17 protein-coding genes and 1 tRNA gene are annotated in these 19087 nt (G+C 72.0%); 9 read left to right on the top strand and 9 right to left on the bottom strand.

Annotation, left to right across the window (positions count from 1 at the left end; genetic code table 11):
• Positions 1 to 2 precede the first annotated feature (2 nt).
• The 5 genes from CP968_RS15930 to CP968_RS15910 all read right to left on the bottom strand — a co-directional run bounded on the left by CP968_RS15930 (position 3) and on the right by CP968_RS15910 (position 4833).
• Entirely contained in the window at positions 3 to 1250 is a 1248-nt protein-coding gene (locus CP968_RS15930; protein ID WP_150518648.1) for a flavin monoamine oxidase family protein, read from the bottom strand.
• On the bottom strand, positions 1243 to 2490 hold the full coding sequence (locus CP968_RS15925) for a cytochrome P450 (protein ID WP_150518647.1): 1248 nt from the start codon (positions 2488 to 2490) through the stop codon (positions 1243 to 1245). Before CP968_RS15925 ends, CP968_RS15930 begins: the two co-directional genes overlap by 8 nt.
• Positions 2491 to 2572: 82 nt before the next feature.
• Entirely contained in the window at positions 2573 to 3469 is an 897-nt protein-coding gene (locus tag CP968_RS15920; RefSeq protein WP_229886772.1) for an ABC transporter permease, read from the bottom strand.
• On the bottom strand, positions 3466 to 4413 hold the full coding sequence (locus CP968_RS15915; protein WP_150518646.1) for an ABC transporter ATP-binding protein: 948 nt from the start codon (positions 4411 to 4413) through the stop codon (positions 3466 to 3468). Before CP968_RS15915 ends, CP968_RS15920 begins: the two co-directional genes overlap by 4 nt.
• Positions 4414 to 4452: 39 nt before the next feature.
• The gene (locus tag CP968_RS15910; RefSeq protein ID WP_150518645.1) at positions 4453 to 4833 is read right to left on the bottom strand and encodes a hypothetical protein; all 381 of its coding nucleotides are present in this window, start codon (positions 4831 to 4833) and stop codon (positions 4453 to 4455) included.
• A gap of 451 nt (positions 4834 to 5284) precedes the next feature.
• Here CP968_RS15910 and CP968_RS15905 point away from each other — a divergent pair, with 451 nt between their 5' ends.
• The 4 genes from CP968_RS15905 to CP968_RS15890 all read left to right on the top strand — a co-directional run bounded on the left by CP968_RS15905 (position 5285) and on the right by CP968_RS15890 (position 9129).
• Positions 5285 to 6568: a cytochrome P450 gene (locus CP968_RS15905; protein WP_150518644.1), complete on the top strand. Its 1284-nt coding sequence runs from the start codon at positions 5285 to 5287 to the stop codon at positions 6566 to 6568.
• Entirely contained in the window at positions 6565 to 7461 is an 897-nt protein-coding gene (locus CP968_RS15900) for a class I SAM-dependent methyltransferase (RefSeq protein ID WP_150518643.1), read from the top strand. The genes CP968_RS15905 and CP968_RS15900 overlap by 4 nt, the downstream gene beginning before the upstream one ends.
• 42 nt (positions 7462 to 7503) lie before the next feature.
• Positions 7504 to 7689: a hypothetical protein gene (locus CP968_RS15895; RefSeq protein WP_150518642.1), complete on the top strand. Its 186-nt coding sequence runs from the start codon at positions 7504 to 7506 to the stop codon at positions 7687 to 7689.
• A 174-nt stretch (positions 7690 to 7863) separates the two neighbouring features.
• Complete coding sequence (locus CP968_RS15890) at positions 7864 to 9129, top strand: cation:proton antiporter domain-containing protein (RefSeq protein ID WP_150518641.1); 1266 nt, start codon at positions 7864 to 7866, stop codon at positions 9127 to 9129.
• Between the two features lie 163 nt (positions 9130 to 9292).
• Here the strand turns inward: CP968_RS15890 and CP968_RS15885 are convergent.
• Positions 9293 to 9366 (bottom strand) — tRNA-Gly (locus CP968_RS15885).
• A gap of 481 nt (positions 9367 to 9847) precedes the next feature.
• On the opposite strand from CP968_RS15885, the gene dcd reads away from it, so the two are divergent.
• Entirely contained in the window at positions 9848 to 10435 is a 588-nt protein-coding gene (gene dcd, locus CP968_RS15875; RefSeq protein ID WP_150518639.1) for a dCTP deaminase, read from the top strand.
• Positions 10432 to 10929, top strand: coding sequence for a phosphoribosyltransferase (locus CP968_RS15870; RefSeq protein ID WP_150518638.1), 498 nt, complete (start codon positions 10432 to 10434; stop codon positions 10927 to 10929). Before dcd ends, CP968_RS15870 begins: the two co-directional genes overlap by 4 nt.
• A 142-nt stretch (positions 10930 to 11071) precedes the next feature.
• Here the strand turns inward: CP968_RS15870 and CP968_RS15865 are convergent, their stop codons facing one another.
• Entirely contained in the window at positions 11072 to 11983 is a 912-nt protein-coding gene (locus CP968_RS15865) for a Yip1 family protein (RefSeq protein WP_150518637.1), read from the bottom strand.
• A 304-nt stretch (positions 11984 to 12287) separates the two neighbouring features.
• Between CP968_RS15865 and CP968_RS15860 the strand changes: the two genes are divergently transcribed.
• Complete coding sequence (locus CP968_RS15860) at positions 12288 to 12971, top strand: hypothetical protein (RefSeq protein ID WP_150518636.1); 684 nt, start codon at positions 12288 to 12290, stop codon at positions 12969 to 12971.
• A gap of 99 nt (positions 12972 to 13070) precedes the next feature.
• On the opposite strand, the gene CP968_RS15855 is transcribed toward CP968_RS15860, so the two are convergent.
• Both CP968_RS15855 and CP968_RS15850 read right to left on the bottom strand, forming a co-directional pair.
• Positions 13071 to 15650 carry a (Fe-S)-binding protein gene (locus CP968_RS15855; protein WP_229886773.1) on the bottom strand — a complete coding sequence of 860 codons (2580 nt, stop codon included), beginning with the start codon at positions 15648 to 15650 and terminating at the stop codon, positions 13071 to 13073.
• Positions 15651 to 15761: 111 nt separating this feature from the next.
• Entirely contained in the window at positions 15762 to 16292 is a 531-nt protein-coding gene (locus tag CP968_RS15850) for a sugar transferase (RefSeq protein WP_150518635.1), read from the bottom strand.
• Positions 16293 to 16577: 285 nt separating this feature from the next.
• Between CP968_RS15850 and dnaK the strand changes: the two genes are divergently transcribed.
• The gene (gene dnaK, locus CP968_RS15845) at positions 16578 to 18428 is read left to right on the top strand and encodes a molecular chaperone DnaK (protein WP_150518634.1); all 1851 of its coding nucleotides are present in this window, start codon (positions 16578 to 16580) and stop codon (positions 18426 to 18428) included.
• On the top strand, positions 18428 to 19087 hold the full coding sequence (gene grpE / locus CP968_RS15840) for a nucleotide exchange factor GrpE (protein ID WP_150518633.1): 660 nt from the start codon (positions 18428 to 18430) through the stop codon (positions 19085 to 19087). Before dnaK ends, grpE begins: the two co-directional genes overlap by 1 nt.

The following is a 19087-nucleotide window of genomic DNA, read 5'->3' as shown; positions in this document are numbered from 1 at the left end:
GCTCACTGCTTTCCCGCCTCCAGAACTTCCTGTGCGGCGCGTCGCCCGTCGGCGTACGCGCCCTGCAGCCACGGCAGCGCCCGCCCGGTCACGGCGGCCTCTCCCGCGAAGAACAGCCGCCCGCCCGGCCCGTGCAGGGGACGGGCCCATGCCCGGGCCGCCCGGTCCGTGCCGGGTCCCGGCGCGCAGAACGCGCCGCCGCTGTACGGGTCGGCGGCCCAGTCGGCGGTCTCGACGTCCACGACCGCCACGCCCCTGGTCCACGGCAGGGCCACGGCCAGCAGCCCGGCGAGGTGGACCGCGGACCCGGCCGCCTCGCGGACGCACGCGGCCGCGGCGGACTTGGCGACGATCAGCACCTCGGGGCGGCCCCGCCGGCAGGAGACGAATCCGCCGACCCCGTCCGCGTCGAACACGGCGGCCGTTTCGGGGGCCGGGCCGGCCAGGGTCAGCACGGCGCAGAAGCCGTCGCCGGGTACGAGCGTCTTCGCGGCGGCGGTCTTCTCCGGGCCGAGCCCGTCGACGGCGAGCAGGCCGCCGGCGACCACGGCGGGCGGTACGGCGAGGACCGCCCGGTCCGCGGTGAGTTCGCCGTCGCCGGTGACGACGCGCACGCCGCCTCCGGGGTCGGCCGCGATCCGGCGGACGGGAGTGCCGGTGCGCACGTCCAGCCCATCGGCGAGGGCGCGGGGCAGCAGGTCCAGGCCGCCGGGCACGGTGAACTCGCCGCGGCCGCCGCCGTCCCGGCGCACCGCGGCCGCCACCCCGGCGGCGTCGAGCCGGTCGGGGTCCGCGGCCCAGGTCTGGCGCAGCCATTCGCGGGCCGTGGCCGCCTCGGCGGGCGCGGCGCCGCTCGCCGCCAGCCAGTCGCCGACGCTGAGCCCGGCGTCGGGTCCGCCGGGGGCCGGGTCGTAGCCGGCGAGCCGGCCCTCCAGCAGCCACGGCGGGTTCGCGCCGCGGACGAGGAGGCCCATGGGGCGGGCGACGCGCCCGGTCACGACGTAGGCCGCCGACGGGCGGGGCGCGGCGGGCAGCGGGCCGAGGACGGCGTGGGCGGGGTTCCGGTCGCCGTGCACGACCTGCGCGCCGAGTTCGAGGGCGGGCCCGCCGTCGGCCGGGCGGAACGTGCGGACGCGGCCGCCGATCCGGGGCCGGGCCTCCAGGACGAGGGCGTCGACGCCGGCCTGTGCCAGGCGCTGGGCGCAGGCCAGCCCGGCGATCCCGGCTCCGATCACGATCACCTCAGGCATGTGCGTCCTGCAGCCCTGCCGCGTCCGGCACGCCCGCGTCCCGTGAGCCCGCGTCCGGCACGTCCGTGCCCAGGTCGACGGGGAGGGCGGTGAGGCGGCGCGGGATCAGGGACGGCGCCCAGCGCGGGTCCGGGCCGGCGATGACGGCCTCGGGGAAGCGGCGGACGATCCTGCCGAGCAGCGTCGCGCCGGACTGCTTGACCAGGCGGGCGGCGAGACAGAAGTGCGGGCCGCCGCCGAAGGCGAGGTGCGGGTTGGGCCGCCGGTCCCACACCAGGCCGTCGGGGTCGGCGAAGACGGCGGGGTCCCGGTTGGCGGCGGCGAGCACCGCGAGGACCCGCTGCCCGGCGGGGACGCGGCCGCCGGGGAGCTCGGCGTCGTGGACGGTGACGCGGGCGGTGAAGGGGATCGGCGCTTCGAGGCGCAGCAGCTCGTCCACGGCCGTGTCGGCCGCGTCCCGGCCGCCGGCGCGCAGCGCGGCGCGTACCTCGGGGCGCGGCAGCAGCCAGTACAGGGCGTTGCCGACGGCCTCGGCCAGCGGCTGCCAGCCTCCTACGACGGCCAGGCCGAGGACGCCGAGCATCTCCTGCCGGGTCAGCCGGGTGTCGGCGGCGAGCCGGCCGAGCGGGCAGTGCGGGTCCGCCCGGTCGGTGTGGGCGTCGAGGAACCGGGTCAGCTCGCCCATGGCGGCGCGGCCCACCCGGGCGATCTGCGGCGGGGCGAGCGGATCGAGGTTGACGGACGCGGCACGGGCCAGTGCGGCCAGCGTTGCCCGCCCGTCTTCGGACAGGCCGAACAGCCGCGCCAGCACGGCGGTGGCCAGCGGCGCGCCCAGCTCCTCCACGGCGTCGACGGGCACGCCGCGCTCCACGGCCCGGTCGAGCAGGGCGTCGGCGTCGGCGGCGATCGCGTCCGCCACGGACGCCAGGGCGGCCGGGCCCAGCAGCAGGGCGCCGGGGGCGCGCAGCCGGGTGTGGTCGAGGCCGTCCGTGGTCAGCATGGACACCGGCAGGTCGTCGTCCCGGGACCGCTCGCGCTGTCCCGAGGCCGCGGAGAAGGCCGGGTCCTTGAGCAGGGCCGCGCAGTCGGCGTACCCGGTGACCAGCCACATGCCGGTCATCGGATCGCGGTGCACGGGATCGTGGGTCCGCAGCCACGCGTACGCCGGGTACGGGTCGATCCGCCCGGCGGGGCTGAAGGGATGGGCCAGGTGGGCGGGCAGCCCGGCAGCCTTGGTCATGTACGCGTTCTCCTCATCACGGCACTTCTCTCGCCCGGCTCCCGCCCGGCCGCTGTCCCCGTTCCCGGAGGGCCCCGCCCGCTCAGCGCACCCGCGGGCCGCGCCAGTCGAACGTCAACCCGGTCGCCAGCAGGCCGCCGACCGCCCACAGCGCCAGGACCAGCGCGATGCGGCCCAGCTCCCAGGAACCGGCGGGCTCCACGACGGTGAAGCCGTCGGGCAGGAAGACGGAACGGAAGCCCTGCGCCATCCACTTCACGGGAAACAGGGCGGCGGTGTTCTGCATCCAGACCGGCAGGTGATCGAACGGGTAGAACACGCCCGAGATGAACTGCATGACCATGAAGACGGGCGTCACCACGGCCGCGGCGGAACGGCTGTTGGGGATCAGCGCGCTGTACGCGGTGCCGGCCAGCGCGCAGGCCGCGGTGCCCAGCGCCAGGCACCACACGAGGGTGCTCCACCGCTCGGCGGTCTGCGGCAGGGGCAGCCCGAACGCCGTCACCGCGATGCCGATGAGCAGGATCGTCTCCAGCACGGTGGTGACCACCACACGGACGATCTTGCCCACGAAATAGGCCGACTTGGGCATCGGGGTCAGGGCCAGGCGGCGGATGGTGCCGGTGTCCCGCTCGATGGCCACGTTGATGGCCAGACCGGAGAACGCGGTGCTCATGACGCCCGCCGCGATCACCCCGGCCATGAAGACCTGCCGGAAGTCCGTGTCGGTGCCCTCGACCTTCCCCTCGAAGATCGACCCGAAGACGACGAGCAGGATCACCGGGAAGAACAGGGTGAACACCAGGGACTGCTTGTTGCGGAAGAACGCTCTCAGTTCCACCGACGACCGCGCCGCGCAGGCCCGCGCGTACCCTCTCGCACCGCGCGCGGCCGGGCGCGCGGACTCGGCCGGGTGCATCGCCCCGTCACCGGATAAGTCCGGGGTCTCGGTACTGCTTTCGGACACGGTCGCGGTCATGCGGCGGTCTCCCTGCTCTCCCTGTCGATCAGATTCAGGTAGATCTCTTCGAGGGTGGGCCGGTGCACGCGCAGGTCGGCGAGTTCCAGCGAGCCCGCCTCGCGCGCCCAGGGCAGCAGCAGGCTCAGCGCGTGCGAGGGCGCCGCGGTGCGCAGCGTCACCGTCCCCGGTCCGGACGGCACCACCTCGGTGCCGGGCGGCAGCGCGGGCAGCGCGACGCCCGCCAGTGCCTCGCCTCGGCGGAACGAGACGGTGGAGGGGGTCTGGTCGCGGCCGCCGAACGAGGCCAGCGGCCCGTACTCGACGAGCCGGCCGCCCACCACGACGCCGGCCCGCTGGGCCAGCTCCTCCGCCTCGTCGAGGTAGTGCGTGGTCAGGACGGTCGTACGGCCGCGGTCGGCGAAGTACCGGACGAGCTCCCACGCCTCCCGGCGGGCCACCGGGTCCAGTCCGGTGGTCGGCTCGTCCAGGAAGATCAGTTCGGGATCGCCGACGACGCCGACCGCGACGTCCAGACGGCGCTGCTGGCCGCCGGACAGCGCGGATGCCTGGCGGGAGTGGAGGGAGCCGAGCCCCACCATCCCCAGCACCTCGCCGACCGGCAGCGGGGCCGGGTACATGGCGGCGAAGTGCGTGACGACTTCTTTCACGGTCAAATCGGAGTAGGCGCCCGACGTCTGGGGCACCACCCCTATCTTCGCCCGCCATTCCCGCGGGTCCTCGGCCGGATCACAGCCGAGGACCCGCACGTCTCCACCGGTACGCCTCTGTACTCCCGTCAGAATGTCGACGGTCGTGGTCTTTCCAGCGCCATTGGGCCCGAGCAGTGCGAAGACTTCGCCCCGATGAATATCGAGGCTGATGTCGCGAACGGCTTGGACGTCACCGTACCGCTTGGAAAGTCCGCGTACGGATACGGGATGTGCCGTCGGCGCAGGGGGCATGGGACGCTCCAGCGAAGTCGGAATGGGTGCGCGCACCTGTCAGGTGCAGCAGCAGCAGGGGCAGCAGCAGTAGTTGCAGGCGTCGAGCACGCCGGCGGCGACGTCGGACAGGTCGCCCTCGCTGAGCTCCACGGCGTCGACCGTCGGGGTCGCGGGGATGTGGAACTCGTAGCGGCCGGTCTCCAGGCCCTTCTCCCACAGGTCGACCTGGACGTCCAGGTTGCCCTGCTCGTGGCCCTCGGGGGCCTGGGTGACGATGACGACCTCGGCGCCGGCCGGGAGCTCCAGTCCGGCTTCGGCGAGCGCGGTCCGCGGCTCGGAGGCGAGCTTGGCGGAGAACGCCTCGTCGGACCAGGCGCTGATGAGAACCCGGGTGTAGGAGTTCACGAACTCAGCGCGCTGCTGCGGGTCGAGTGCCATGTGGACTCTCCGTTCCATGCGAATTGCTGCGGATTCGGTGCGATCGCCCAGCCGGCGACGAAGCAAGATTCACACGGCGGCGACCACCCGGCCAAGACGCAAGGAAACGTAATCCGAAGACCCCCTGCCGATGAGTATCCGGCCGCCCTCAATAAGCATTGAGGCTTATCTTTCCGAGAGTTACTGTGACCGAACCACCCGCGCCCGCAGGCCCGGTTGCCCCGCCTGCGTAGGCATGTTCTCACGCAGGGTGCCGCACGGCGCCTGCCGGGAGCACAACCGGGTTAATTCCCGCCGCGATTACGGAATTACCGACAGCCGGTACGTAGCGCGGCACCGGTGTGCGTAGAGGGCGTACGTACACCGGATCAAGCCATCCACGGAGGTTCACGTGACAGCCACCACCGCACCGGCGGGCACCGTCCCACCGGGGCCGGACACCCCTGTGGACATGGCACTCATGCGTGCCGACCCACTGGCCTTCGTGACCGGGATGAACCGTCGTCACGGCGACATCACCAGCCATGTCGGCGACGGCGAGCGGGTGGTCATGCTGCACCGGCCCGAGCTGGCCCGGCACGTACTGAAGGACAACACCGCCAACTACACGAAGGCCGGCACCCCCGACGACGCGATGCTGCGGCCCCTCCTCGGAAACGGGCTGCTCACCAGCAACGGAGCCGACTGGGCCCGCCAGCGCAAACAGTGCGCCCCCGCCTTCCGGCGCACCGAGGTCGCCACCTTCGACCGCATCATCACCGAGGAGACCGAAGCCCTCCTGGAGCGCTGGCAGCCGGCCCTGCGGGACGGCAGCGCCCTCCCCGTCGAACACCACCTGACCTCGCTGACCCTGGCGATCCTCACCCGCGCCGTACTCGGCGTGGACCTCGGCGCGGCCGGCGACGGCTTCGGGCGCGCCGTCGACGCCGCCAACCGGTTCATGGGGCACTACGTACCGACCCCCGACCCGGACCCCGCGGACACGGCGCTGCGCCGCAAGGGATACGTACAGGCCCGCATGTTCCTCCAGTTGATCGCCCGCACCGTCATCGCCTCAAGGCGGGCGGTGGCCGGCGGACAGCCCCCCGCGCACGGCTCCGCGTCCCTGCTCGACGCGATGATCGGCGAGCTGGACGACGAGGAGCTGCGCGACCAGGTGCTCACCCTGGTCATGGCGGGCCACGAGACCACGGCCAAGGCCCTGACGTGGACCCTGTACCTGCTCGACCGGCACCCGGAGGAGGCCGAGAAGGTCCGGGCGGAGCTCGACGCGGTCCTCGGGGACCGCACGCCCACCGCGGCCGACCTGCCCGACCTGGTGCGCTGCCGGCGCGCGATCGAGGAGGCCATGCGCCTCTACCCGCCGGTGTGGCTGATCTCCCGGCGCGCCAAGGGCCCCGACACCGTCGGCGGCTACGAGATCCCCGCCGGGACGCTGGTGTGCGTCAGCCAGTGGGTGCTGCACCGGCACCCCGACTACTGGGACCGGCCCGACGCGTACGTACCCGACCGCTTCGAGGACGCCGACCTGCCCAGCCACCTCTACCTGCCCTTCGGCGGGGGCGAGCGCGTCTGCATCGGCCAGCACCTGGCCCTGATCGAGGCCACGCTGGTGCTGGCCGTCCTGATGCGCGCGACCCGCCTCGAACTGGAGCCGGGCTTCACGGTGGAGCCGGAGGCCCTGGTGACCCTGCGACCCAAGCACGGCATGCGGATGACTGCGAGGCCCCGATGACCACGTCCCCCCCGACCTCCTCCGCCCCGTCGGTCACGACGGCCCCGGCCCCGGCGGATCCGGCCGACCGGGCGGCCACCGTCGCCCGCCCGGTCGGCGGCTCGTACGACCCCGCCGCCACCACGGCCGGCGGGCTCACCGGCGAACTGGCCCGGCTGGAGGCCCAGGCCGAGCTGTCGTTCGGCGCCGAGCTGCGCATCCTGCGCGAGGCGGGCCTGGACGCGCACGCCGGCCCGTTCGTCGAGATCGGCGCCGGCTCCGGGGCGGTCACCCGCAGGCTGCGCGCCGCCCTGCCCGCCCTCGCCCACACCGCCGTCGACATCGACGGCGACCTGCTGGCCCACGCCGACGGCTGCGGTGCCGAACTCCTCGTCGCCGACGGCGCGGCCCTGCCGCTCCCCGACGACTCGGCCGGCTTCGTGCTGCTGCGCTACGTACTCCAGCACCTGGCCGACCCGCAGGCCGTGCTCGTCGAGGCGCTGCGCGTGCTGCGGCCCGGCGGGCGGATCGCCGTGACCGAGGTCGACGCCTCCTGCTGGGGCCTGGCCGAGCCCGCCTACCCCGAACTGGCCGGCATCCACGGCAAGCTGGCCCGTGCCCAGACCTCGGCGGGCGGCGACCGGACCGTCGGCCGCCGCCTGACCCGGCTGCTGCGCGGCGCGGGCTACGAGGACGTGGCCCTGCGCCCGTTCGCCACCACCAACGACGACCACCCCGTCGAGGCCTTCGCCCCGCACCTGGGCCCCGGCCGCCTCCAGCCGCTCGTGGCCGCCGGCGTGGTGAGCCTGGGCGAGTTCGCGCTGGCCGCCGACCGCTGGAACCGCTTCCGCGCCGACCCGGACGCGTACGTGATGCTGCTCGGCTTCACGGCCACGGGCACCGCCCCCCACTGACCCGGCCCGCACCACCCCCCGATCCGATTGGACCCACCCCCCATGAATCCGAGCCTCAAGATCTTCTTGACGATCTTCTGCTACATCAGCGGCGTGATGGGCGTCGTGACGGCCGTCCTGCACGCCGGCGACCAGCCCGCCCACACCACCGCGGCCGTCATCGCCGGCACCCTCGGCGTGGTCTTCCTGTTCGCCGGCATCGCACTCAGCCGCCGCCCCCGCCACTGACCGCACCCGGCCCCGACCACCCCCGGCCCCGACCGCCCCGGCCCCGACCGCACCCGCCACTGACCGCACCCGCCACTGACCGCACCCGCCACTGACCGCACCCGCCACTGACCGCACCCGGCACCGCCGCGCCGCGAAGGGCCGGACCTGCCGGGTCCGGCAGAACGGAACCGCATGTTTCCTCTCGACTCCGTCGGCCACTTCTTCCTCGGTGCGGCCCTCGTCCTCGCCCTGTCCCGGGTCGCGGGCGGCTTCGCCGTCCGGGTGGGCCAGCCGCGGGTGATGGGCGAGGTGGTCGCGGGCATCGCCCTCGGCCCCTCGCTCTTGGGCGCGCTCGCCCCCGGGGCGGTGGCGTGGCTGTTCCCGAAGGCCGTGCTGCCCATGTTCTCCGGGCTCGCGCAGATCGGCCTGGCGGTGTTCATGTTCTTCGCCGGGCAGGAGCTCTGCTCGATGCGGGTGCGGGGCACCGCCCGGGAGGGCCTGCTGATCAGCCAGGCATCCCTGTTCGTCCCGTTCGCCGGCGGCTCCCTGGCCGCCCTGCCGCTCGCGGACCGCTACACGCCCGCGGGTGTGCCCGAGTCCGTCTTCGTCCTGTTCGTCGGATGCGCGATCAGCATCACGGCGTTCCCGGTGCTCGCCCGCATGCTGGAGGACCTGGGCCTCTCCCGCACCCGGCCCGGCCGGCTGAGCCTGTTCGCCGCCGCCGTGGGCGACGGCGGCAGCTGGCTGGCGCTGTCGGCGATCCTCGCACTGGCCCAGGGCTCGGACCATCGCGACGCGGCCGTGCGCGCGCTGATCGCGGCGGCCGTCGTGGCCGTCTACCTGGGGCCGGTGCGCCGGGCGGCGGCCCGGTGGTTCGCGCGCCGGGGCGAGACCACCGACCTGGCCACCCTCCGGGTCGTGCTCGTCGTCGCGATCGCCGCCTCCGCGGCGCTGACCGCCGCCCTCGGCGTGCACCAGCTCATCGGCGCGTTCCTGGTGGGCCTGGTGTGGCCGGTCGGCAACCCCTTCGCCGTCGCCGCCGCCGAGCCGCTGGCCACCACGTCCAAGACCGTCCTGCTGCCCTTCTTCTTCCTGGGCTTCGGGCTCGGAGTGGACCTGTCGGCCCTGGACCTCTCCTCGGGCGGGGCGCTGGTCCTGCCGGCCCTGCTGGCCGTGGCCGTCGTCGGAAAGATCGGCGGCGCCGGCCTGGCCGCCCGGTACGCGGGGCTGCCCTGGCGGGAGTCGTTCACGCTGGGCGCGCTGCTGAACACCCGCGGACTGACCGAGCTGGTCGTCCTCCAGATCGGCCACGAGGCGGGCATCATCGACGGCCCGCTGCTCGCGATCCTGACCGTCATCGCCCTGGCCACCACCCTGATGACCGGCCCCCTCCTCACACTCACGAACCCACCGACCCCGACCCCGAACACCCCCCGCCCCACACCCGCACACCGCTGACCCCCACCCCCGGCATCCCCCGCGGCACCCCACCCCGGACGACGCGGACTCGCCCCCCAACCTGACTCCGCGCGCGGGGACTTGCGGCCCGTAGAGAGCACGCCCATAACCAAAAAACCCGGACAACGCGAAAGCCCCAGGTCGCTGACCTGGGGCTTCGTCATGGAGCGGATGACGGGAATCGAACCCGCGCTATAAGCTTGGGAAGCTCATGTTCTACCATTAAACTACATCCGCACTACGGTCCAGTTGCCTGGATTCGTATCGTCGCTCACTCTACCCCATCGTCGACCCCCGGTGAATTTGCCCCGCTGGCGTCGGCGTGTGCCGTGTGCACCGGGGCGTGTGGGGGCGGGAGTTGGGGCGTACCGTAGGGGTTCGGAGCGGCGGCTGGAGTGGGGTCCTGTTCATCCCCTAATGTGGCGATTCATCGCAGTACGGCTCGTTGGGGAAAGGGACTCGATGGAGCACACCGTCGTCCGCTGTGCCGAAGGGCACGTTTTCAGTACCGCCTCGTTTCCGTTGCAGCACCTCGGTGCGGGCCGGATCGGGCCCGGGCGGTTGCTGCGGTGTCCGCAGTGTGCGCGGCTGAGGCATGCCGTGCCCGTGGGCGGCGCCGTCAAGCGCTAGGCGCACGGAGTACGGATACGGAACGGCACAGGGCGCGCGGGCAGGCTCCGATTGGGGGCGGCCCGCGCGCTCTGCGTATCCTCGGGACGTGCTTCTCTCTGACAAAGACATCCGGGCCGAGATCGACAGCGGACGGGTTCGCATCGACCCGTTCGACGAGTCGATGGTGCAGCCCTCCAGCATCGATGTGCGTCTCGACCGGTTCTTCCGGGTCTTCGAGAACCACCGGTACGCCCACATCGACCCCGCCATCGAGCAGGCCGATCTGACCCGTCTGGTCGAGCCGGAGGGGGACGAGGCGTTCATCCTCCACCCGGGTGAGTTCGTGCTGGCGTCCACGTACGAGGTCGTCTCGCTGCCCGACGACATCGCCTCCCGGCTGGAGGGCAAGTCCAGCCTCGGCCGCCTCGGCCTGGTGACGCATTCGACCGCCGGGTTCATCGACCCCGGGTTCTCGGGCCACGTGACCCTGGAGCTGTCGAACCTCGCCACCCTGCCGATCAAGCTGTGGCCGGGCATGAAGATCGGGCAGCTGTGCATGTTCCGGCTCAGCTCGCCCGCGGAGTTCCCGTACGGCAGCGACCGGTACGGCTCCAGGTACCAGGGGCAGCGCGGGCCGACCGCCTCGCGCTCCTTCCAGAACTTCCACCGCACCCAGGTGAGGCACGAGGCATGAGCGACGTACGCGAGAACCTGAACTACGAGGGGTTCGGGCGCGCCGTGCGCGAGCTGGCCCAGACCATCGCCGACGACGGCTACGAGCCCGACATCATCCTGAGCATCGCGCGCGGCGGGGTGTTCGTGGCGGGCGGCCTGGCATACGCGCTCGACTGCAAGAACATCCACCTGGTGAACGTCGAGTTCTACACCGGCGTCGGCACCACGTTGGAGATGCCGGTCATGCTGGCCCCCGTGCCCGAGGCCATCGACTTCACCGACAAGAAGGTGCTGATCGCCGACGACGTCGCCGACACCGGCAAGACGCTGAAGCTGGTGCACGACTTCTGCCTCGGCCACGTCGCCGAGGTCCGGTCCGCGGTGATCTACGAGAAGTCGCACTCGCTGGTGAAGTGCGAGTACGTGTGGAAGAAGACCGACGAGTGGATCAACTTCCCCTGGTCGGTCGAGCCGCCCGTGGTCCGGCGCGAGGGCCAGGTCCTCGACGCCTGATCCGCTGCGCGGAGAGATGCGCGGAGAGATGTGCGGGGAAGGGCCCGTCCTGCGGTTTTGCCGCCGGGCGGGCCCTTCTCCGTGGGCTGTGTGCGTACGAGCGCGCGCACGGGTGCGTACGGGCGTACGGGCGCGTACGCGGCTACAGCGTGCCGAGCTTGATGAGCGACAGCAGCGCGATCAGCTGGATCGCCGAGGCGCCGAGCGCCTTCGGCCACGGCAGGTCGTGCGACTTGCTGATCAGCGAGGTGAACAGGGCGCCGGCCGCCACCCAGGTGGCCCAGCCCAGCACCTGCACGACCATGTTGTCGCCGCCGAGGAACACGGCGAACAGCAGGCGCGGCGCGTCCGTGAGGGACATCACCAGCATCGACAGGCCCACGGTCGGCTGCCAGGCGCCGTCCCCGCCCAGCTGCCGCGCCAGCGTGTGCGTGACCGCGCCGAGGATCAGGCCGGACAGGACGAAGGCCACACCGGTGGTGAGGACGATCGGGATCGCCTTGGTGAGGGTCGCCTTGATCGCGTCCTCGCGGGCCTGGTCGAAGCCGAAGACCGCGAGCATGCCGTAGAGGAAGGTCACGACGAGCGCCGGGCCCCACACGGGGTGGTCGCGCATCTGGAGGAAGGTCTGCCCGGGGCGGGTCACGATGCCGCGCAGCAGTTCCTTCCACGGCAGCCTCGGGCCGGAGGGCGCGGCCGCTGCCGAGCCCGCCTGGTACGTGGCGCCCTGGCCGTACGGGTCCTCGCCGATGGAGAAGGCCCGGGTGTGGCCCGGGTTGTCGTTCCCGTACGAGGGTCCGGGCGCGGGGGCACCGGGGTCGCCGGCTGCTCCGTGCCCGTACGGCGGCCGCGCCTGCGGCTGCTGTCCGTACGGGTCGAAGTACTCGGGCTCGCCGTGGCCCCCGGCAGCCTGGGAGGGCCACTGCTGCTGAGGGGGGTAGGGCTGCTGGCCGTACGGTGGCGGCGGTTGCTGCTGACCGTACGGCTGCTGCTGCGGGGGTTGTTGCGGAGAGCGGTTGTTGTCCCGGCCGCGTCCGATCCTGAATCCAGCCACGTGATCGAACGTACCTGGTCCGGCGCGCCCCGTGAGCCGGGCGGCCGGAACACGCGGCCTTTGCGGCTGAGCTGTGACATCCCCTAGGGGAACCCCGGGGGGTTGTCCCCACCCCGGCGTGGTGTCCGGTTTACGTGGCTGTGCAGGTTTCTGTGGTTCTTCGTTACGTTCCCTATGGAATGCCTATGTATCGGGTCCGTAGCTTCGTGTCCGTGGCCCTTTCGCAGGGCCGGACACCACAGACAAGGCCAGAGCCAGAGCCAGAGCCGAGAGCCAGAGCCGGTAACGAGAAGAGCATCCCCTCATGCGCAGCCCCCGCCGTACCACCCGCCTCCTCCGTACCGCGGCCGTCGTCGCCGGCGCGGCCGCCGTCCTGGCCGTGCCGGCCGGCGCCGCCTTCGCGGACTCCGCGGCCGCGCCCGCACCGCGGCCGCTGCCGGTGGCCCAGCCGGCGCAGCCGAAGCCGGGGACCGGCGGGTACGTCACCACCGTGAGGCTGGCGGACGGGTCCGTCGCGAAGGTCTACAAGATCGGCGACCGCCACTTCGAGGCGGACATACTCTCCGGCCCCACCAAGCTGGACACCCTGGTCGGCCGGGGCGCCGACGCCTCGTACGGGCAGAGCAACGGCCTGCGCGTCGTCCTGCGGCCGGACGGCCGCGTGACGTCGTGGATGGCCGGGACGCCGAAGCCGGCGGCCAAGAGGGCGAGCGCGGTCCGCATCGCGATGCCGGACGGGTGGACCGCGAAGCTGATGGACGGCCCGCAGGGCGCGCGGGTCGAGATGTTCCTGCCGAACGGCTCCGCCGTCGACGCCGTCGACCTGAAGCGTCCGACCGCGCAGCACGACGTCTGGACCTACCGGATCGTCCAGGACGGCCCGCGCGTGAAGTTCGTCGTCATCGACGGCTCGGGCGCCGGGAGCAGCTGGGTGTACGGGTTCGACGGCCGGCTGATCGAGCAGTACCGGGCGGGTTCGGCGGTGTAGCGAACGGCGGAACGGCCGGCCCCCCCGGGTGGGGGCCGGCCGTTCCTGGTGTCTGCGTGCGTGCGGGCGAGTGGGGCGAGTGGGCGGGCGAGTGGGCTGCTACGCCCGCTTGCCGTCGCCCTCCGCGCCCTCCGCGCCCTCCGCGCCCTCCGGCTCGGCGGCCTTGGTTTCGGCCGCGGGTCCGCCCTCCGCCGCCGACGGCCCGGTGGCCGCCGCCTCGGTCGAGGGCTCCGGCTTCGTCGCGGGCGTGGCCCCGGCCTTGGTCTCCGGCTCCGGCTTCGGCGCGGGCTCGGCCCCCGCCGGGGCCCCCGCCGGGGCCGGCGCAGAAGCCGTACCCGTACCCGTGGCCGTGGCCGTACTCGCACCCGTGGCCGTACCCGTGCCCGCGGTCGTCGCCGGGCCCGCCGCCACCGCCACCGGCCGGCGTTCCGGCTCCGGCTCCGCCGCGGGCTCCGGCTCGGGGGCCGGTTCCGGGAGCTTGACCGAGTCCAGCAGCAGCTGGGCCACGTCCACCACCTGGACGGACTCCTTGGCCTTGCCGTCGTTCTTCTTGCCGTTGACCGAGTCGGTCAGCATCACCAGGCAGAACGGGCAGGCCGTCGAGACGATGTCCGGGTTCAGGGACAGGGCCTCGTCCACGCGCTCGTTGTTGATGCGCTTGCCGATCCGCTCCTCCATCCACATCCGCGCGCCGCCCGCGCCGCAGCAGAAGCCCCGCTCCTTGTGGCGGTGCATCTCCTGCTGCCGCAGGCCCGGCACGGCCGACATGATCTCGCGCGGCGGCGTGTAGACCTTGTTGTGGCGGCCCAGGTAGCACGGGTCGTGGTACGTGATCAGGCCCTCGACCGGCGTCACCGGCGTCAGCCGGCCCTCGTCGATCAGGTGCTGGAGCAGCTGCGTGTGGTGGATGACCTCGTACTCGCCGCCCAGCTGCGGGTACTCGTTCGCGATGGTGTTGAAGCAGTGCGGGCAGGTGGAGACGATCCGCTTCGCCGACTTCGGCTTCTTCGTCGACGGGTCGTCGTCGTCCTCGCCGAACGCCATGTTCAGCATCGCCACGTTCTCCTGGGCGAGCTGCTGGAACAGCGGCTCGTTGCCCAGGCGGCGCGGCGAGTCACCGGTGCACTTCTCGTCGCCGCCCATGATCGCGAACTTGACGCCCGCGATGTTCAGCAGCTCCGCGAAGGCCTTGGTGGTCTTCTTGGCCCGGTCCTCCAGCGCGCCCGCGCAGCCGACCCAGTACAGGTAGTCGTACTCCGACAGGTCCTCGGCGTCCTTGCCGACGATCGGGACCTCGAAGTCGACCTCCTTGGTCCACTCGACGCGCGCCTTCTTGGCCAGGCCCCAGGGGTTGCCCTTCTTCTCCAGGTTCTTGAGCATCGTGCCCGCCTCCGACGGGAACGCGCTCTCGATCATCACCTGGTAGCGCCGCATGTCGACGATGTGGTCGATGTGCTCGATGTCGACCGGGCACTGCTCCACGCACGCGCCGCAGGTGGTGCATGACCACAGCACGTCCGGGTCGATGACGCCGTTCTCCTCGGCCGTCCCGATCAGCGGGCGCTCGGCCTCGGCGAGGGCGGCGGCCGGGACGTCCTTGAGCTGCTCGGCCGTGGCCTTCTCGTTGCCCTCCATGTCCTTGCCGCCGCCGGCCAGCAGGTACGGGGCCTTGGCGTGCGCGTGGTCGCGCAGGGACATGATCAGCAGCTTCGGGGAGAGCGGCTTGCCGGTGTTCCAGGCGGGGCACTGCGACTGGCAGCGGCCGCACTCGGTGCAGGTGGAGAAGTCGAGGATGCCCTTCCAGGAGAACTGCTCGACCTGGGAGACGCCGAAGACGTCGTCCTCGCCCGGGTCCTCGAAGTCGATCTCCTTGCCGCCGCTGGTCATCGGCTGGAGGGCGCCCAGCGCGACCTCGCCGTCGGCGTTCCGCTTGAACCAGATGTTCGGGAAGCCGAGGAAGCGGTGCCAGGCGACGCCCATGTTGGTGTTGAGCGAGACGACGATCATCCAGATCAGCGAGGTGCCGATCTTGACCATCGCGGTGAAGTAGATGGCGTTCTGCAGGGTGCCGAGGGAGAGCCCCTTGAAGGCGAGCACCAGCGGGTACGACACGAAGTACGCCGGGTCGTAGGAGTCCACGTGGTGGATCGCGCCTTCGAGGCCGCGCAGGGCCAGGATCGCCAGGCCGATCGTCAGGATGATGTATTCGACGAAGTACGCCTGCCAGGCCTTCGAGCCGGCGAACCGCGACTTGCGGCCCGCCCGCGAGGGCAGGTTGAGCAGGCGGATGGCGATGAGGACGACGATGCCCAGGACCGTCATCAGGCCGATGAACTCGATGTACATCTCGAACGGCAGGAAGCCGCCGATGACCGGCAGCGTCCAGTCGGCCTGGAACAGCTGCCCGTACGCCTGCGCCAGCGTCGGCGGCAGGGTCAGGAAGCCGATCGCGACGAACCAGTGCGCGAAGCCGACGATGCCCCACCGGTTCATCCGGCTGTGGCCGAGGAACTCCCGGACGAGGGTGAGCGTTCGGGCCTTCGGGTCGTCCGTGCGGCTGCCGGCCGGCACGGGCTGGCCGATCTTCACGAACCGGTAGATCTGCGCCACGGCTCGTGCGAGCAGCGCGACGCCGACCACGGTCAGGACCAGCGACACGATGATCGCGGCGAGTTGCATGGGAGGGCTCCTCGGGCGGGGACTTACTAAGCGGTAACTTATTGAGTCAAGGGTTGAGGTTACCCATTCCCCGCGCCGCAATGTAGGCGAGCGTGCGGTGATCTGTGTCGCTCAGGCGACCCTCTGTCGATAGGCCGCCCGAGGGGTCTGCGCGAGGATCGCGAGATCCATCCCCAGCCAATGGCACTCCACATAGTGCCGGTCCAGCAGGGCCATCTCCTCCCAGGGGAGGTCGGAACGCGCGCTCACCTGCCACAAACCGGTCATTCCCGGGCGTACCGCAAGCCGGTCGGGGCGGTCCGTACGGGGTTCCGGGCGCGGCCCCACCAGGGACATCTCCCCGCGCACCACGTTCAGCAGCTGCGGCAGCGCGTCGAGGGCGCACCGCTCGACGGCCGCCCCGATCCGCCCGGCGCCGTCCGTGCGCAGCCGCCAGGTGAGGAACGGCCGCCCGGCGAGGCCGGCGGCCGGCTCCCGTACGAGGACCCGCCGGCCGTGCGCCACGGCGAGCAGTGCGGCGGCCAGGGCCACCGGCAGTGTGCAGAGGACGAGCAGGGCCACGGCTCCGAGCAGGTCGAGCACCCGTTTGGCCGGGGGCGTGGCCGGCCGCGGGAGGGGGAGGGCGGTGAGCGGCAGGGGCATGCGGAAACGCTCCCGCACGAGGGCGGTGCGCCCGGTGCGCCGCGCTGCGGGCGGGGGTCCGGCTTGCTCCGTTCGGGTGCCGGTTCCGGGGTGGCCGGGTTCGGTGGGGCGCGTGGGTCGCCTGGTTCCACGGCCCCGGGGTCGCCCGCACCGCGGGTCGGACCGCCTTCATTGCGCGTAAGGGCAGCCTAAAGATTGAGTCCCCTCGGCTCAGTTCTGTTGACGCGCGCGCCGGGATGGGGCATGGTTGAGTCTGTTCCACTCAAGTCAGCTGGAGGAATCGAAATGGCACGTGCGGTCGGCATCGACCTGGGCACCACTAACTCCGTCGTCAGCGTTCTGGAAGGCGGCGAGCCCACCGTCATCACCAACGCCGAGGGCGCCAGGACCACGCCGTCCGTCGTCGCCTTCGCCAAGAACGGCGAGGTGCTCGTCGGCGAGGTGGCCAAGCGCCAGGCGGTCACGAACGTGGACCGGACCATCCGCTCCGTCAAGCGCCACATGGGCACTGACTGGAAGATCAACCTGGATGGCAAGGACTTCAACCCGCAGCAGATGAGCGCCTTCATCCTGCAGAAGCTGAAGCGCGACGCCGAGGCCTACCTGGGCGAGAAGGTCACGGACGCGGTCATCACCGTCCCGGCCTACTTCAACGACTCCGAGCGTCAGGCGACGAAGGAGGCCGGTGAGATCGCGGGCCTCAACGTCCTGCGTATCGTCAACGAGCCGACTGCGGCCGCCCTGGCCTACGGTCTCGACAAGGACGACCAGACCATCCTCGTCTTCGACCTCGGTGGCGGCACCTTCGACGTCTCGCTGCTTGAGATCGGCGACGGCGTCGTCGAGGTCAAGGCCACCAACGGTGACAACCACCTCGGCGGCGACGACTGGGACCAGCGCGTCGTCGACTACCTGGTGAAGCAGTTCCAGAACGGCCACGGCGTCGACCTGTCCAAGGACAAGATGGCGCTCCAGCGCCTGCGCGAGGCCGCCGAGAAGGCGAAGATCGAGCTGTCCTCCTCCACGGAGACCTCGATCAACCTGCCCTACATCACGGCCTCCGCCGAGGGCCCGCTGCACCTGGACGAGAAGCTCACGCGCGCCCAGTTCCAGCAGCTCACCGCGGACCTGCTCGACCGCTGCAAGACCCCGTTCCACAACGTGATCAAGGACGCCGGCATCCAGCTGTCCGAGATCGACCACGTGGTCCTGGTCGGCGGCTCCACCCGCATGCCGGCCGTCGCCGAGCTCGTCAAGGAGCTCACCGGCGGTCAGGACGCCAACAAGGGCGTCAACCCGGACGAGGTCGTCGCGATCGGCGCCACCCTCCAGGCCGGTGTGCTCAAGGGTGAGGTCAAGGACGTCCTGCTCCTCGACGTGACCCCGCTGTCCCTCGGCATCGAGACCAAGGGCGGCATCATGACCAAGCTCATCGAGCGCAACACCACGATCCCGACCAAGCGGTCCGAGATCTTCACGACGGCCGAGGACAACCAGCCGTCCGTGCAGATCCAGGTCTACCAGGGCGAGCGCGAGATCGCGGCGTACAACAAGAAGCTCGGCATGTTCGAGCTGACCGGCCTGCCGCCGGCCCCGCGTGGCGTCCCGCAGATCGAGGTCTCCTTCGACATCGACGCGAACGGCATCATGCACGTCACGGCCAAGGACCTCGGCACGGGCAAGGAGCAGAAGATGACCGTCACCGGCGGCTCTTCGCTCGGCAAGGACGAGGTCGACCGCATGCGCCAGGAGGCGGAGCAGTACGCGGACGAGGACCTGCGCCGCAAGGAGGCCGCCGAGTCCCGCAACCAGGGCGAGCAGCTCGTCTACCAGACGGAGAAGTTCGTCAAGGACAACGAGGACAAGGTCCCGGCCGACGTCAAGACCGAGGTCGAGACGGCCGTCTCCGAGCTCAAGGAGACCCTGAAGGGCGAGGACACCGCCGAGATCCGCACCGCGACGGAGAAGCTCGCCGCGGTCAGCCAGAAGCTCGGCCAGGCGATCTACGCCGACGCGCAGGCCGCGCAGGGTGCCGCTGGCGCCGCTGCCGGTGACGCGGGCCAGGCCAAGGCCGACGACGACGTCGTCGACGCCGAGATCGTCGACGACGAGAAGCCGAAGGGCGGCGCTGCCTGATGTCGGAGGAGACCCCGGGATTCGACGAGAAGCCCGAAGTCCCCGCCGACGGCACGCCCGATGAGCCGAAGGCCGCCGACTCCGCCAAGGAGGAGGCGGCCCCGGCCGCGGGCGAAGCGGAGTCCGTCGGCCAGGAGACCGCGCTGCTGGCGCAGCTGGACCAGTCCCGTACGGCGCTCTCCGAGCGCACGGCGGACCTCCAGCGGCTCCAGGCGGAGTACCAGAACTACCGTCGCCGGGTCGACCGGGACCGGGTCACCGTCAAGGAGATCGCGGTCGCGTCCCTCCTGAGCGAGCTGCTCCCGACCCTGGACGACATCGGCCGGGCGCGGGAGCACGGCGAGCTGGTCGGCGGCTTCAAGTCGGTGGCCGAGTCGCTGGAGACGGTCGCGGCCAAGATGGGGCTGCAGCAGTTCGGCAAGGAGGGCGAGCCCTTCGACCCGACGATCCACGAGGCCCTGATGCACTCGTACGCGCCGGACGTCACCGAGACGACCTGCGTGGCGATCCTGCAGCCCGGGTACCGGATCGGCGAGCGGACGATCCGTCCCGCGCGGGTCGCGGTGGCCGAGCCCCAGCCGGGCGCGGCCCCCAAGTCCGAGCCGGCGGAGGGCGAAGCGCCGTCGGACAAGGACGCGGATGCCCCCGACAAGGGCTGA

It is taken from the genome of Streptomyces subrutilus, from assembly GCF_008704535.1.
Classification (GTDB): domain Bacteria; phylum Actinomycetota; class Actinomycetes; order Streptomycetales; family Streptomycetaceae; genus Streptomyces; species Streptomyces subrutilus.
Note: the sequence above shows the minus strand (reverse complement) of the source record. Positions and strands in the feature narration are given on the sequence as shown.